We start from the raw sequence: 14,043 nt of genomic DNA on the forward strand, positions 1-14,043 counted from the left end.
ACTCTGCCCCACCGTTATTTCAGACCAAAACGGTAGAAACGTTGGTTGAGGTAGCCAGCGATGTGGTACTCATCCTCGGGAAAGAGCTCGAGCTTCAGTGCGGTGGTGCAAGCGGTGAGCATCTGGGTGAGCGCTTCCGGCGTTTTGACGCGACGGTTTTCACGCAGATAGGCGCCAGAGCCCTCTTCCCCGCCGAAACGACGGGTGTGGCATTCGACGCAGAGCTCTTCATGGTAGGCTTTGCCTTGCGCCACGTTGGCATCGGGAAAGGGGTTCGCGCGGCCGATGCTGGGCGCAATAACCGCAACCAGCGCGGCAACAGAGAGGCACGAAAAGAGCCGGAAACGAAACATGGGTCTCTCCTCTTCGAGTTGGGGCGCTATTAGCTTAGACGATTCCGTACAGCAACGCAAGGGAACTGGGGAGGTGTGTCGTGCGCTTACTCAGAGGGTTGCCGGGCGGCAGCGCCGCACGTTTTGAAAAGCGCGGTACACTCGCGTTACCTTTTGACCGACAGGAGCACCCATGGCTTCGCAGGAAACGGTAAGTCCCTACCTCATCTGGATCGACATGGAGATGACGGGGCTCGACCCCGACAAAGACCGAATCTTGGAAGTGGCGCTGGTGGCCACCGACAACGAGTTGAACGTCGTGGGCGTGTTGGAGCCGATCGCAGTGCATCAGCCCGACGCGGTGCTGGCGGCGATGGATGCCTGGTGCCAGAAAACCCACGGCGCCTCAGGGTTGATTGACCGAGTGCGCGCCTCGACCGTCACCGAAGCAGAGGCCGAAGCGCAGCTCGTCGCGTTCATGGCGCAGTACGTCGCACCACGGCAAAGCCCGATGTGCGGCAACTCGATCTGCCAAGACCGCCGCTTCCTTTACCGCTACATGCCAAAAGCCGAACGCTATTTTCACTACCGCAACCTCGATGTTTCGACGCTCAAAGAGTTGGCCAAGCGGTGGGCGCCAGCGGTGCTCGAAGGGTACGAGAAAGAGAGTGCGCACACGGCGCTGGCCGACATCATGGAGTCGATCGAAGAACTGCGCCGCTACCGCGCCGCCTTTTTCAGCCAGGTGAGGAGCTGAGCGGTAGAGGGATCGTGTGGCGCGTCGCTCTCGGTTTCGAGTTGGCGCGCCATCTGTTTGCCCAATTCGACACCGAACTGATCGAACGGGTTGACGCCCCACAGCCATCCGCGGACAAAGGTTGCGTGCTCATAGAGCGCAAGCAGCTGCCCGAGCGTCTCGGGCCGCTGCGCGGTGGCCAGAAGAAAGGAGCTGGGGCGGTTGCCCGGGATCGCCAGAAAGGGGGCAAGCGCACGCGCGTCGGCTTCCGCCCATCCCTGAGCGCGCAATTGTGCGAACGCTTCGGCTTCGCTGCGGCCCAGCAACAGCGCTTCGGCTTGCGCAACGGCGTTGGCCGCCAGTGCCGCTGCGGCATCGGCGCGCGCGCGCAGCAACGGATCGTCGTCTGCCGCAGCGGGTTCGGGCGCAAACGCGACGAACTCGATCGCAATGGGTTGCGTGCCCTGGTAGAACCATTGATGGAAAGCGTGCTGGCCCATGGTGCCAGCCATTCCCCACACGGCCATCGCGGTGGGGTAGGGGGCGGGCGAGCCGTCGAACCGCACCCGTTTGCCGTTGCTCTCCATTTCGAGTTGCTGATACCACGCGGGAAGCAGTTGGAGCCCTTGAGCATAGGGCAGCAATGCCGTCTGTTGCTGCGCCAAATAGGTGGCAAACCAGACGCTCAAGAGCCCGAGGATCACCGGGATGTTCGCTTCAAGCGGCGCGCACTGAAAATGGCGGTCGATCTCGGCTGCGCCCGCACGCAGAGCTGCAAAAGCTTTCCACCCGTAGGCGAGCGCAATCGGCAACCCCACCGCGGACCAGAGTGAGTAGCGCCCGCCAACCCATTCGGGGAGCCAAAAAATCTGGTTGGAATCGAACCCGTGTGCTTCGGCTTTCTCAACCGCGTTCGTTACCGCGACGAAGTGGCAGTTGAGGCGGGGATCGTCTGGTGTGACGCCGAAATGGCGCGCAAGCCACGATCGCGCCAGACGCGCGTTTGACAAGGTCTCTGCGGTGGAAAAGCTTTTCGAGGTGACCAGAAAGAGGGTGCGCGCTGGGTCGAGGTCTAAGGTGGTGGTGAGGAAATCGCTCGGGTCGAGGTTTGCGACGAAGCGCACCGTACCGTGGCGCGCAATGCCCCAATGGGCGAACGCGTCACAGACCAGGCGCGGTCCGAGGTCGGAGCCGCCAATGCCGATATTGACCACGGTGTCGAGCGGGGCGCGGCTGAACCCTTTGAGCGCACCAATGCGGTACGCCGCAACGAAAGCAGCCAGGCGCTCTTCTTCGGTGACAAAACGGTCGCGCTGCGCGGCTGGGGGTTGCGCGCTGCCCCGGTACGCCATGTGCAGTGCGGCGCGCCGTTCGGTGAGGTTCACAGGCTCCCCTGCAAAAAGTGCGGCGATCGCTGGGGAAAGCGCGGTGGTGCGTGCCAAATCCAGTAATGCGTGCAAAACGGAAGAGTCCCATGCCTGCTTGCTGAGATCGAGATACCAGTCGCCGACGTGCCAGGTCAACGCTGAGACGCGCTGCGGGTCGCGTTCCAGTCGTTCGCGGATCGGAAACGTTCGCCAAAGGGTTGCCTGTTCGCGCAACGCGCCGTGCGCCGCAGTCCGCTCGAGCGGTTGCCAACCCAAAGCAAGCGGTACTGATTGGGTGGGTTGTTTCGCCATGGTGCGCTTCTCCTTCCTTTATTCATTCATCACCCAGGGTGGTCAAAGGTGGGGCGCCGCGCGGTACCACTACCCACCATTCGGCGAGTTTACCGCGCCCGCGCGTTGCATCCGCAACCACCCACCGCCGCCATTCGGCCAACGCCTGCGGGGTGCGGTCTCGTACCCGCAAGCGCAGCGCAACCAACGGACAGTCCGACGCTACCGTTGCCGTGGGCGGAGCCGTGTATTGGAGTGCGGCGATGAGATCGGCGCCGCCGTGCGGTCCGGGTGCCAGACAGCGGTGCGCGGCAACCACCGGGTTGTGCCAGAGGGCTCGCACGGTCGGCTCCAGGTTGCGGGCGGCGTCGAGCCACGGGTAGAGGAGCGAAACGGTGAGCCACCACAGAAGCACGACGCTCAACAGCCAATGCGCGGCGGCGCGTACGGCTTGGCGCGGAAGTCGCCAGACGAGCAAAGCCCAGAGAAGAAGGCCAATTGCGGCAGTTGCGAGGCGCACCGGCGCCGCGTCGAGAGCGAATTCGGGCGTGGCACGGGCGATGTGGCGCGCCAATCCGGGCGGCCAAGAGAAGAGTTGGGCGCAGAGCATCGCTGCGACCAGCACAACGAGCACGACGGTCATCGCAAGCGAGAACCACGCAAACGCGGCGGTGGTGCTCGGTCCAAAGCGCACCAGGCGCAACGCCGCTACGTACGCCAGCAGCGGAGACAGGATGAGGTACGTGCTTTCGCTCACTGGAAAGCAGGTGAGCGTTCCCGCAATCATCCAGAGGAGCCAGAGGAAGACTGGACGAATTTCGGGGACGCGCCACAATTCGTAGCAGCGAATGGGCCAAAACGCTACCAGCCACAAGGGCCATAGCGTCCAACCGCCTCGGCTCAAGAGCCCCTCGAATTCGGGCGTGGTGGAAAATGGCAGGAGCGTGGTTCGTGCCCACGCCTGGACCGAGGGATCCCCTAGAACGAACCCAACGGTGGCGATTCCAGCAAGGAGTGCGGCAACTGCCCAGAGGCGAAACGACACGCCCAGGGGAGCGGAATGGGGCACGGCGTGGCTCGGCGCCACGTCGGGTGGGGCGAAGAGGAAAGACCAGGCGCTTGCGCGCGGGAAGGTGGCGCTGCGCCAATACACAAGCGGCAGGGCGCCGAGCGCCAAAATGACGCCAGGCAGTCCGCTACTCCAAAACAGTAAGAGCGTCCCGAGGAACCAGCCTATCAAGCGGTCGCGCCGGGTGGCGAAAACGGTAGTGGCCCAAAGGAGCAGAGCGATGCAGGCGCTTGCGGCGACAACGCTGGTGTGGACGTGGGCGAAAACCAACCAACCCAGAGGCGAAAGCGCAGCGATCGCGGCGACGATCGCGCCCGGTTTGCCTTGGAGTCGTTTCACCGCGCTCGCGAGTAATCCAGTCTGAAGCGCCAACCACAGCGGCGTGGCCAGACGGCTGCCGTCGTGGAACGGAAAGCCGAGCGCTTGGGTGATACTGCCCAGTATCGCGGCGCTCCAGGCGTAGAGTGGACCCCAAGGGGTCAGGTCGGGATGGGAAAGGGACGTTGGGATGACTTGCCCTTGGAATACCCTCCAGGCCGGGAGAAAATGGCGCAGATCTTCGCCAAGCCACGGGGCATGGAATTGGCCCAAAAGCAGATAGACCGAAAAGAGCAGGACGATGCCGGCGGTGCCGAAAAGGTGCCGCTCCCAGAGCGCAGGTTCGCGAGATGGGGGCGGGTCGAAAAACATGGGGGGAGAAAGCAACTGGGCAGCCGAAGAAGAGCTGCCCAGCGCGCGACGTGCAGAAAAAACGGTTACCGTGCCATTTGCCCGTATTTCTGACGGAACCGTTCGACGCGCCCGGCGGTATCGACGATTTTCTGTTTGCCGGTGTAGAACGGATGGCAGTTTGAGCAGACTTCGATGTGCAGCGTCGGTTTCCCGTAGGTGGAACGGGTGACAAAGGTGTTGCCGCACGAGCAGGTGACGGTGACTTCGTGATAGTCCGGGTGGATACCTTCTTTCATGGGGTTACCTCGCAATAGGCCGACGGCGATTGTGGCCGCCGTTAGATGATGGAAAGCTGGAATTATCACCAAAAAACGAAAAAAAAGCAATAAAATCGCGCCCCATGAGTTATGGCACCTCACGCATTCCGCAGAGCGCCCAACAGGGGGTTCATGCGCACTTAATCGCGGTGGTCGATCGCCATCTCGCATCCCCGTTCCGAAAGCCCATCGCGCCTTACAACCAAGCGGCTTTCGCGCAGTTTTGCGCCCGTTGGGACGGGGCGCAACCGGTGATCCTCGATTCGGGGTGTGGGGTGGGATGGTCGACGCTGCGCCTTGCCCAAGCGCACCCAGAGGCGTTGGTGGTCGGCATCGATCAATCGGAAGCGCGCCTTGCGCGTCGCAAACCGTTGCCAGCCGCGCTCTGGCCCGATAACCTCCTCTTCCTGCGCGCCGACGTGATCGATTTCTGGCGCTTGATGGCGGCGCATGGCGTTTGCGTTGCAGCCCATTGGTGGCTCTATCCCAACCCGTGGCCCAAGATCGGTCACTTGAAACGACGCTGGTACGCTCACCCCGTTTGGCCAACGGTGCTTATGCTTGGCGGGCGCTTCGAATGCCGAACCAACTGGTCGATTTTCGCCGAAGAGCTGGTCGTTGCGTTCGCACGCAGCGGCATCGCGGCGCAGAAAAGCGTCTGGGTGCCAGACGGCGAGCCGATGACCCCATTCGAGCGCAAATATCACGACTCTGGGCAAACGCTCTACCGGGTCACGGCTGACCTCAAAGGTTGGAAGCCGCCCCCTGTCTGTCGCGAACTGGCGCAAAACCCATCCGAAAGCGGCGTATGACCCCCGAAGAGGCGCTGCAAGGACAAACCCCACCAGCAAAGGAGGATAACGCCTGCACCCGGTGTGGCGCCTGCTGCGCCGCGTTTCGTGTCGATTTCCACGAGAGCGAAGCGCTAGCGCTGAGCGATTGGGTCGTGCCGGTGACGAAGCGGCTCGTCCGGATGCGCGGTACCGATGCATCACCCCCGCGATGCGCCGCGCTCATCGGCGAAATTGGCACCGCAGTGCGGTGCGCCGTGTACGAGAACCGCCCGTCGCCGTGTCGAGAATTCGCACCGCTTGCGCCGCTAGGCATCGGCGACGAGGCATGCGCGCGTGCGCGCCGCCGTCACGGATTACCCCCTTTGACGACGATGAGACAGAAACCATGAGCAGCCCAATCCTCGAATTTGCCACGGACGCCAACAATCCCTGTATTCGGTGCGGTGTCTGTTGTACCCATTTTCGCATCTCTTTCTACTGGGCAGAGGCCGACGATGCACCAAACGGCTGGGTTCCTGCGTCGCTCACCGAACCGCTCAATCCGTGGCTGCGTTGCATGAAAGGGACGAACGGAAAAACGCGCCGTTGCATTGCACTCACCGGAACGGTGGGGCAAGCGGTGCGCTGCGCGATCTATTCACAGCGCCCATCACCCTGTCGCGAATTTCCGGTCTATCTCGAAGACGGGCGTCCGAATCCCAAATGCAACGAACTGCGTGCCCGGGTGGGGTTGCCACCGTTACCGGAATCGCCGCTTCTGCCAGCAAACGATATCGAGGGGCTGCCAACCGAACCGCCTACGGAACCGCCCGCCGCAGCCTGACCGCCCAGGTTGTCGCCCACCACCCCGCGGCAATGCCGATTGCGTCGGCGAGCCAGTCGGCCCACTCCGCTTGGCGCGTGGGGGTCAGCGCTTGTGCCGTTTCGATCGCGCCGCCGTACCCCAAAAGCGCCACTGCAAGCAGCCCCCGAGTGTCGGGGTACGCCGTCGCGCCCAGACACCAAAGTGCGGTGAAGACAAGCGCATGTTGGGCTTTATCTGAGAGCGAAAAGGCAAGCGGAGGGAGTTCGGCAAGCGGCAGGAGTGCCAGACCGAAAACCGCGATGAGCGCGCCCCAAAAAAGGGCGCGCCAGACCGGTAAACCGACGCGCGCCATCTATTAGACCTTTGCGAGGATTTGCCGCAGCACGTAGGGAAGAATCCCGCCGTGGCGATAGTACGCGACCTCGATCGCGGTGTCGATCCGCGAGCGTACCGGTACGCGGACCACCTCGCCGTTTGCGCGGGTGATCGCCAGAGTCAGCGGTTGCTGCGGCGCAATCGTCTCCATCCCTTCGATCGTGAAGGTTTCGTCGCCGGTAATCCCCAGTTTTTCCCATGAATCGTCACCGAGGAACTGCAGCGGCAAGACGCCCATTCCGACGAGGTTGGCACGATGGATCCGTTCGAAACTGCGCGCCACCACCGCGCGTACCCCAAGGAGCGCCGTTCCTTTGGCTGCCCAGTCGCGCGACGAGCCGGTGCCGTACTCTTCGCCCGCGAAAACCAGGGTGGGGATCCCTTGGCGCTGGTAATGCATCGCCGCGTCGTAAACGGGGACGATGTCACCGTTCAGGAGGGTGTACCCCCCTTCGACGCGACTTCCGTCCGGGCGAGGCGGGATCATCAAGTTCTTGAGGCGAACGTTGGCAAAGGTGCCACGGATCATCACCTCATGATGACCGCGCCGCGCGCCGTAGCTGTTGAACTCCGCTTTTGGGACGCCGTGCGCAAGGAGCCACTGCCCGGCCGGAGACGACTCGGGGATCGACCCAGCGGGTGAGATGTGGTCGGTCGTGACCGAATCGCCCAAGAGGAGCAGCGCCCGAGCGTTCGTGATCGGAGGCACCGGCGCCGGGGTGAGGGAGAAATTACTGAAGAACGGCGGTTCGGCAATGTACGTCGATGGTGGCCAGTCGTAGACGTCGCCGCTCGCCGCTTCGACGGCGTTCCAAAGGTCGTGGTGCGCGGTGAAATCTTGGTAGAGGCGTTGGAAGACCTCGGGGTCGAGCGCGAAGGGAAGCGCTGCGTGGATCTCTTCGCTCGTCGGCCAGAGGTCGCGCAGAAAGACCGGTTGCCCGGCGCGATCCGTGCCAATCGGCTCGCTGGTGAGGTCGATGTCAACGCGCCCGGCAAGCGCAAACGCGACCACAAGAGGGGGCGAGGCGAGGAAGTTGGCCCGAATGTTGGGGTGGATGCGCGCTTCGAAATTGCGGTTGCCAGAGAGCACCGCAGCGACCACCAAGTTTTCTTTCTGGATCGCTGCGTTGAGTTCCGGGGCCAAGTCTCCTGCGTTCCCGATACAGGTGGTGCAACCGTAACCCACCACCGCGAACCCAAGTTGCGCAAGCGGCGCCAGAAGTCCCGCTTTCTCCAGGTATTCGGTGACGACACGCGAACCGGGCGCAAGCGACGTTTTGACCTTGGGCGACACGGTCAAGCCCCGTTCGACTGCTTTCTTCGCGACCAGGCCCGCAGCGATCAAAACGGCGGGGTTGCTGGTGTTGGTGCAGGAGGTGATCGCGGCGATCAGCACATCCCCGTGACCGACCGTGGTTTCAAGGGTTTTGTCGCTCGGGGCGTCGCCTTCGAGTCGTCCGGCATGCGCAAGCGACAGCGTCACAGGCACACGTTTGGCTCGAGCTTCGGCATCGAGACCATACCCGTTTTGCTCGCGGGGCGCCGCAAGGAGCGATTCGAACTGCGCTTTCATCGCCTTGAGCGCGATCCGGTCTTGCGGCCGTTTTGGACCGGCAAGCGACGGCTCGACCGTGCGCAAGTCGAGCTGGAGTGTGCGGGTATAGGCGATTTCGCCCGCACGTGGCATGCCGAAGAGCCCTTGCGCTTTGAAATATTCGGCGAACGCTTCGACCTCCTCGGCGGTGCGCCCGGTGCGCGCCAGGTATTCGACCGTCTTGTCGTCGACGGGGAAGTACCCCATCGTTGCGCCGTATTCGGGTGCCATATTGGCGATGGTCGCCCGGTCGGGAACCGAGAGCGTGGCTGCCCCATCGCCGAAAAATTCGACGAATTTGCCGACCACCTTTTCCCGGCGCAGCATCTCGGTGATCGTGAGCACCAAATCGGTTGCGGTGACCCCTTCGGGCAACTGCCCCGTGAGTTCGACGCCGATCACGTCGGGGGTGAGGAGATAGACCGGTTGTCCGAGCATCGCTGCTTCCGCTTCGATGCCACCGACACCCCAACCCACAACGCCGACTCCATTGATCATCGTCGTGTGGCTGTCGGTTCCCACCAGCGTATCGGGAAAGAGCGTAGGAGTGCCATCCGTGTCTTGACCCCGGCGCACGCCGCGGAACAGGTACTCCAGATTGACTTGGTGGACGATCCCGATGCCGGGCGGGACGACGCCGAACGTCTCAAACGCTTGCATCCCCCACTTGATGAACTGGTAGCGCTCACGGTTGCGCGCGAATTCCAGCTCCATGTTTTTACGCAGAGCCGCTGGACTGCCGAAGGTATCGACCTGCACCGAATGGTCGACGACCAGATCGACCGGCACGATCGGTTCGATCGCTTGGGGCGATTTCTGTAACCGAGCTGCGGCGCTGCGCATCGCGGCCAAATCGCACAGAAGCGGTACGCCGGTGAAATCCTGCAGGACGACCCGCGCAACGACGAACGGGATCTCGCTGGTGCGTTCCGCGTTGGGCTGCCAATTGGCAAGCGCCGCGACCTGCTCTGGGGTGATGCGCACGCCGTCGCAATGGCGCACCAGTGCTTCCAGAACCACGCGGATCGAGACGGGCAGTTGGCTGATCGGGCCGATGCCCGCCCGTTCCAGTGCCGCGAGGTCGAAAATACGAAACCGTTTGCCAGAGGGCAAGGTGAGCTCGCGTTGTGCGAGTCGTTTGGGGTCCATTGCCGGCTCCTTGTGCTGGGGATCCCGTCCAATATAGCGCAAAAGCGTATCAAACGCGAGCAAAGCACGTCATCGCACTTTTTTTGTGCAAAAGGGTATTGCCTTGCAGCGTAGAATTTCGTATAATTCGCACTCCACAGGCGCGTAGCTCAGTTGGTTAGAGCACCACCTTGACATGGTGGGGGTCGTTGGTTCGAGTCCAATCGCGCCTACCAGGATTCGATAAAATGCGGCCCATGGGCCGCATTTTTTGTTTGGGGGGTATGATGGTTGCAGTGACGTTGCCGGACGGCTCGGTGAAAGCGTTCGAAGGGGTGGTCACCCCGCTTCAAGTCGCAGAAGCGATTGGCCCGGGTTTGGCAAAAGCCGCGGTGGCCGCGAAGGTCAATGGCCGTTTGGTCGATCTGACCTATCCGATCACCGAAGATGCCAACGTCGCGATCGTCACCGAGCGCGACCCGGAAGGGCTGGAGGTAATCCGCCATTCGACCGCGCACCTATTGGCGCACGCCGTGAAGGAGCTCTACCCGGAAGCGCAGGTGACCATCGGCCCCGTGATCGAGAACGGGTTCTATTACGACTTTGCCTTTCCGCGCCCATTTACGCCCGAGGATCTGGAACGCATCGAGGAGCGGATGAAGGCGCTCGCGGCGCAACAGATCCCAGTCGTGCGCGAAGAGTGGGATCGAGACGAGGCGATTCGCTTTTTCCGTGATCAAGGCGAATACTACAAGGCGGAAATCATCGCGTCGATCCCGGAAGGGGAGACCATCTCCCTCTACCGGCAAGGCAATTTCATCGATTTGTGCCGCGGGCCGCACGTTCCCGATACCGGAAAACTCAAAGCGTTCAAATTGACCAAGGTAGCTGGAGCGTATTGGCGTGGCGATGCACGCAACGAACAGTTGCAGCGCATCTATGGAACGGCGTGGCCCGACAAAAAGGCGCTCAACGCGTACCTCAAGCAATTGGAAGAGGCAGAAAAGCGCGATCATCGCCGCTTGGGGGTTCAGCTCGACCTCTTCCATTTCGAGGACGTGGCGCCCGGTTCGGTCTTCTGGCATCCGAAAGGGTGGCGCATCTTCCAAAAGCTCATCAACTACATGCGCGAGCGGCAGCTCGAAGCGGGCTATATCGAGATCAACACGCCGGACGTGATGGACCGAACGCTGTGGGAACGTTCTGGCCATTGGCAGAACTACCACGACCACATGTTCGTGACCCAAACCGAAGACGAGCGGGTCTTTGCATTGAAACCGATGAACTGCCCCGGTGCGTGCACCTGGTACAAACATGGGTTGCACAGCTATCGGGATTTGCCGCTTCGCGTCGCCGAGTTCGGCAAGGTGCATCGGTACGAACCTTCGGGGGCGTTGCACGGCCTATTGCGGGTGCGCCACTTTACGCAGGACGACGCGCATATCTTCTGCACGCCGGAGCAGATGACGGCCGAATGTGCCAAAGTCGTGCGGTTGATCCTCGACATTTATCGTGAATTCGGATTCGAGCAGGTGCGCATCAAGCTCTCGACACGCCCGGAAAACCGGATCGGCAGCGATGCGGTCTGGGATCAACTCGAAGCGGCGCTTGCCGACGCGGTGACCGGGCTCGGACTGGAATACGAGCTCTTCCCAGGAGAAGGGGCGTTCTACGGACCCAAGCTCGAGTTTGTCCTGCGCGATGCGATCGGTCGGGACTGGCAGTGCGGAACCCTGCAAGTCGATATGAACCTGCCGGAGCGCTTCGATATCGAGTACGTCGCCGAAGACAATTCGCGTCGCCGTCCGGTGATGCTGCACCGGGCGCTCTTTGGTTCGCTCGAGCGCTTCCTGGGAATTCTCATCGAACACCATGCCGGGGCGTTGCCGCTCTGGCTCGCCCCCGTGCAAGCGGTGGTGTTGCCGATCAGCGAACGGCATGCCGAATACGCCGTCTCCGTGCAGAAGCAGCTGCGTGCCGCAGGGCTTTGGTGCGAAACCGATTTGCGCAATGAAAAAATTACCTATAAAATTCGCGAGCACAGTCTGCAAAAGGTCCCTTACCTGTTGGTAGTGGGGGACCAAGAAGCAGCCAGTGGCCAGGTTGCGGTGCGTGCCCGCGGCGGTGTCGACCTCGGAGCGATGCCGGTGGCGGCGTTCCTAGCGCGCGCCCAGGAACGGATAGCCAGTCGCAGCACCGAATGTTGAGGTTTTCATAGGGAGAAGACAGCCATCGCTCAGGAAAAGAAGGTGCGCGTCAATGACGAGATCGACGCGCCGCAGGTACGATTGATCGGCCCGGATGGGCAGCAGGTCGGGATCGTTTCGTTGCGCGAAGCGTTTGCTGCAGCGGACGAAGCGGGGTTGGATCTGGTGGAGATCGCGCCAATGGCCAATCCGCCGGTCTGCAAAATCATGGATTACGGAAAATACAAATACCAGGAACAGAAAAAGGCGCAGGAAGCGCGCGCCAAACAAAAACAGATCCAGGTCAAAGAGATCAAAATCCGTCCGGGTACCGACGAAAACGACTACCAAATCAAATTGCGCAATTTGCGCCGTTTTTTGACCGACGGGGACAAAGCCAAGGTGACCTTGCGGTTCCGCGGACGGGAGATGGCCCACCAAGAGCTTGGGCTACGCCAGTTGGAGCGAATCCAACAAGATTTGGCGGATATCGGCGTCGTCGAACAGATGCCCAAGCTCGAAGGCCGGCAAATGGTGATGGTGATCGCACCGATCAAAAAAAAGGTAAAATAGCGAGTCTTGCCCCTTGCGCGGGCAAGCGATTCGTTGAACAAGTGGCCGTCGGGCTCTCAAGCATCCGCTGCGATGCGCCTGGTGCCACATCGGAAAGGAGCAGAAACAATGCCCAAAATGAAGACGAAAAAAGGAGCCGCGAAGCGCTTCAAAGTGCGGGGTAGCGGTAGCATCAAGCGTTCCCAAGCGTTCAAGCGCCACATCCTGACCAAGAAAAGTCCGGACCGCAAGCGGCGGTTGCGTGGGATGGTCGAGGTTCATCCCAGTGACATGGGCTTGGTCAAACAGATGTTGCCGTACGCATAAGGGAGAAGCAAGATGCCTCGGGTAAAACGTGGGGTAACGGCGCGCGCTCGCCACAAAAAAGTTCTGAAGCTCGCGAAAGGGTACCGCGGTCGCCGCAAGAACGTCTATCGGGTAGCCAAACAGGCGGTGATGAAGGCGTTGCAATACGCCTACCGTGACCGCCGTCAGCGCAAACGCCAGTTCCGTGCGCTCTGGATCACTCGGATCAACGCGGCTGCGCGCGAACACGGCATGACCTACAGCGAATTCATCAACGGTTTGAAGAAAGCGCAAGTGGACGTCGACCGTAAAGTGTTGGCCGATCTTGCCGTCTTCGACAAACCCGCGTTTGGTGCGTTGGTGGAAAAAGCGCGCGCGCACCTGACTGCTTGATTGTGTTGCGCCATCGGAGGACGCGCAAGTCGCTAGCGACTGCGGTGGCGCGAAACGAAAAAGGGAGGCGCGCCTCCCTTTTTTTGTTGGTGAGGAACGAAGATGGGTAGCGAATGGGTTCGGGAGGCAGAAGCCGCATTTGCTGCGGCGACGACAGTCGCGGCGCTGGAAGACGCCAAAGCGCGTTTTCTAGGGAAAAACGGCGTCATCACGAATGCGTTGAAAGGCTTGGGTAAGCTCCCGCCAGAGGAGCGCAAAGCGCAAGGGGCGGCAATCAACGCGGCCAAAGCGCGCATCGAAGCGTTGCTCGAAGCCGCGCGGGCGCGTCTGGAAGCGGAGCAGTTGGCACGGTCACTTGCCGCGCAAGCAATCGACGTCACGTTGCCGGGACGCCACCGTTCGGTCGGTGCGCCCCACCCGGTTTGGCGCACGCTCGAGCGGGTCGAGGCTTTGTTTGCGTCGTTGGGGTTTTCGGTGGCCGACGGTCCTGAAATCGAAGACGACTGGCACAATTTCACCGCGCTCAATACGCCGGAAGATCACCCCGCGCGCTCGATGCACGACACGTTTTACCTCGAAGGGCGCTCGGACGTGGTGCTCCGCACGCATACCAGTCCCGTTCAGATCCGGGCGATGCGCGCCCATGTCGCCGCGCACGGTGCCGCGTCGGAGTTGCGTATCATCGCGCCGGGGCGGGTCTATCGCGTCGATTCGGACGCGACCCATTCGCCGATGTTCCATCAGTTGGAAGGGCTTTGGGTGGGTCCAACCATCGCCTTCACCCACCTCAAAGGGGTCGTGCAGGCGTTTCTGCACGCCTTTTTCGAAACCGACGCGCTCGAAGTCCGTTTTCGCCCTTCGTTCTTCCCTTTCACCGAACCGTCGGCAGAGATCGACGTCCGGTTCATGAGCGGCGCGCTCAAAGGGAAGTGGTTGGAGATCGCTGGCTGCGGCATGGTTCACCCCACGGTGCTTGCCAACGGTGGCTTCGATCCCGAACAGGTCCGCGGTTTTGCGTTCGGTTTCGGCCTCGACCGGCTGGCGATGTTGCAGTACGGGATCAACGACCTCAGGCTCTTCTTCGAGAACGACGTGCGCTTCTTGGCGCAGTTCGCGTAGGGAATCG

The 14,043-nt window shown here is 61.7% G+C and carries 15 protein-coding genes and 1 tRNA gene; 10 read left to right on the forward strand and 6 right to left on the reverse strand.

What is annotated here, in order from left to right; genetic code table 11:
* Positions 1–14 precede the first annotated feature (14 nt).
* The gene (locus KUL93_RS03960; protein ID WP_217125804.1) at positions 15–353 is read right to left on the reverse strand and encodes a cytochrome c; all 339 of its coding nucleotides are present in this window, start codon (positions 351–353) and stop codon (positions 15–17) included.
* A 172-nt stretch (positions 354–525) separates the two neighbouring features.
* On the opposite strand from KUL93_RS03960, the gene orn reads away from it, so the two are divergent.
* Positions 526–1,089, forward strand: coding sequence for an oligoribonuclease (orn, locus tag KUL93_RS03965; protein WP_217125805.1), 564 nt, complete (start codon positions 526–528; stop codon positions 1,087–1,089).
* Here the strand turns inward: orn and pgi are convergent.
* The 3 genes from pgi to rpmE form a co-directional block, all read right to left on the reverse strand.
* Entirely contained in the window at positions 1,053–2,747 is a 1,695-nt protein-coding gene (gene pgi / locus KUL93_RS03970) for a glucose-6-phosphate isomerase (protein ID WP_217125806.1), read from the reverse strand. The two genes, orn and pgi, sit on opposite strands and share 37 nt — an antisense overlap.
* Before the next feature lie 22 nt (positions 2,748–2,769).
* Positions 2,770–4,485 (reverse strand): hypothetical protein, encoded by a 1,716-nt coding sequence (locus KUL93_RS03975; RefSeq protein WP_217125807.1) that lies wholly within the window; start codon positions 4,483–4,485, stop codon positions 2,770–2,772.
* Between the two features lie 65 nt (positions 4,486–4,550).
* Positions 4,551–4,763 carry a 50S ribosomal protein L31 gene (gene rpmE / locus KUL93_RS03980; RefSeq protein WP_217125808.1) on the reverse strand — a complete coding sequence of 71 codons (213 nt, stop codon included), beginning with the start codon at positions 4,761–4,763 and terminating at the stop codon, positions 4,551–4,553.
* 104 nt (positions 4,764–4,867) lie between these two features.
* On the opposite strand from rpmE, the gene trmB reads away from it, so the two are divergent.
* The 3 genes from trmB to KUL93_RS03995 are packed head-to-tail and all read left to right on the forward strand — an operon-like array spanning position 4,868 to position 6,401.
* A complete protein-coding gene (gene trmB / locus KUL93_RS03985) occupies positions 4,868–5,596 on the forward strand; it encodes a tRNA (guanine(46)-N(7))-methyltransferase TrmB (protein WP_217125809.1) in 729 nt (242 codons plus the stop codon).
* Positions 5,593–5,967, forward strand: a complete 375-nt coding sequence (locus KUL93_RS03990; protein ID WP_217125810.1) for a YkgJ family cysteine cluster protein — start codon at positions 5,593–5,595, stop codon at positions 5,965–5,967. The genes trmB and KUL93_RS03990 overlap by 4 nt, the downstream gene beginning before the upstream one ends.
* Entirely contained in the window at positions 5,964–6,401 is a 438-nt protein-coding gene (locus KUL93_RS03995; protein WP_217125811.1) for a YkgJ family cysteine cluster protein, read from the forward strand. Before KUL93_RS03990 ends, KUL93_RS03995 begins: the two co-directional genes overlap by 4 nt.
* On the opposite strand, the gene KUL93_RS04000 is transcribed toward KUL93_RS03995, so the two are convergent.
* A complete protein-coding gene (locus tag KUL93_RS04000; RefSeq protein WP_217125812.1) occupies positions 6,376–6,735 on the reverse strand; it encodes a VanZ family protein in 360 nt (119 codons plus the stop codon). The genes KUL93_RS03995 and KUL93_RS04000 overlap by 26 nt on opposite strands.
* A gap of 3 nt (positions 6,736–6,738) precedes the next feature.
* Positions 6,739–9,501 (reverse strand): aconitate hydratase AcnA, encoded by a 2,763-nt coding sequence (gene acnA, locus KUL93_RS04005; protein ID WP_217125813.1) that lies wholly within the window; start codon positions 9,499–9,501, stop codon positions 6,739–6,741.
* 138 nt (positions 9,502–9,639) lie between these two features.
* Here acnA and KUL93_RS04010 point away from each other — a divergent pair.
* The 6 genes from KUL93_RS04010 (at position 9,640) to pheS (ending at position 14,036) form a co-directional block, all read left to right on the forward strand.
* Positions 9,640–9,716 (forward strand) — tRNA-Val (locus tag KUL93_RS04010).
* Positions 9,717–9,767: 51 nt separating this feature from the next.
* The gene (thrS, locus tag KUL93_RS04015) at positions 9,768–11,687 is read left to right on the forward strand and encodes a threonine--tRNA ligase (RefSeq protein WP_346731639.1); all 1,920 of its coding nucleotides are present in this window, start codon (positions 9,768–9,770) and stop codon (positions 11,685–11,687) included.
* A 24-nt stretch (positions 11,688–11,711) separates the two neighbouring features.
* Positions 11,712–12,239: a translation initiation factor IF-3 gene (gene infC / locus KUL93_RS04020; RefSeq protein ID WP_119334578.1), complete on the forward strand. Its 528-nt coding sequence runs from the start codon at positions 11,712–11,714 to the stop codon at positions 12,237–12,239.
* Between the two features lie 108 nt (positions 12,240–12,347).
* Positions 12,348–12,545, forward strand: a complete 198-nt coding sequence (gene rpmI / locus KUL93_RS04025; protein WP_119334579.1) for a 50S ribosomal protein L35 — start codon at positions 12,348–12,350, stop codon at positions 12,543–12,545.
* Positions 12,546–12,557: 12 nt separating this feature from the next.
* Entirely contained in the window at positions 12,558–12,917 is a 360-nt protein-coding gene (rplT, locus tag KUL93_RS04030; protein ID WP_119334580.1) for a 50S ribosomal protein L20, read from the forward strand.
* 102 nt (positions 12,918–13,019) lie between these two features.
* Positions 13,020–14,036 carry a phenylalanine--tRNA ligase subunit alpha gene (gene pheS, locus KUL93_RS04035; protein ID WP_217125815.1) on the forward strand — a complete coding sequence of 339 codons (1,017 nt, stop codon included), beginning with the start codon at positions 13,020–13,022 and terminating at the stop codon, positions 14,034–14,036.
* Positions 14,037–14,043: the final 7 nt, after the last annotated feature.

It is taken from the genome of Hydrogenophilus thiooxidans (genome assembly GCF_019049855.1).
In the GTDB taxonomy this organism is placed as follows: Bacteria; Pseudomonadota; Gammaproteobacteria; order Burkholderiales; family Rhodocyclaceae; genus Hydrogenophilus; species Hydrogenophilus thiooxidans.

Excerpts from the sequence above, each read along its gene's own strand:
- KUL93_RS03960 (WP_217125804.1), bottom strand. The coding sequence starts at position 353 with ATGTTTCGTTTCCGGCTCTTTTCGTGCCTCTCTGTTGCCGCGCTGGTT.
- orn (WP_217125805.1), top strand. The coding sequence starts at position 526 with ATGGCTTCGCAGGAAACGGTAAGTCCCTACCTCATCTGGATCGACATG.
- pgi (WP_217125806.1), bottom strand. The coding sequence starts at position 2,747 with ATGGCGAAACAACCCACCCAATCAGTACCGCTTGCTTTGGGTTGGCAA.
- KUL93_RS03975 (WP_217125807.1), bottom strand. The coding sequence starts at position 4,485 with ATGTTTTTCGACCCGCCCCCATCTCGCGAACCTGCGCTCTGGGAGCGG.
- rpmE (WP_217125808.1), bottom strand. The coding sequence starts at position 4,763 with ATGAAAGAAGGTATCCACCCGGACTATCACGAAGTCACCGTCACCTGC.
- trmB (WP_217125809.1), top strand. The coding sequence starts at position 4,868 with ATGAGTTATGGCACCTCACGCATTCCGCAGAGCGCCCAACAGGGGGTT.
- KUL93_RS03990 (WP_217125810.1), top strand. The coding sequence starts at position 5,593 with ATGACCCCCGAAGAGGCGCTGCAAGGACAAACCCCACCAGCAAAGGAG.
- KUL93_RS03995 (WP_217125811.1), top strand. The coding sequence starts at position 5,964 with ATGAGCAGCCCAATCCTCGAATTTGCCACGGACGCCAACAATCCCTGT.
- KUL93_RS04000 (WP_217125812.1), bottom strand. The coding sequence starts at position 6,735 with ATGGCGCGCGTCGGTTTACCGGTCTGGCGCGCCCTTTTTTGGGGCGCG.
- acnA (WP_217125813.1), bottom strand. The coding sequence starts at position 9,501 with ATGGACCCCAAACGACTCGCACAACGCGAGCTCACCTTGCCCTCTGGC.
- thrS (WP_346731639.1), top strand. The coding sequence starts at position 9,768 with ATGGTTGCAGTGACGTTGCCGGACGGCTCGGTGAAAGCGTTCGAAGGG.
- rpmI (WP_119334579.1), top strand. The coding sequence starts at position 12,348 with ATGCCCAAAATGAAGACGAAAAAAGGAGCCGCGAAGCGCTTCAAAGTG.
- rplT (WP_119334580.1), top strand. The coding sequence starts at position 12,558 with ATGCCTCGGGTAAAACGTGGGGTAACGGCGCGCGCTCGCCACAAAAAA.
- pheS (WP_217125815.1), top strand. The coding sequence starts at position 13,020 with ATGGGTAGCGAATGGGTTCGGGAGGCAGAAGCCGCATTTGCTGCGGCG.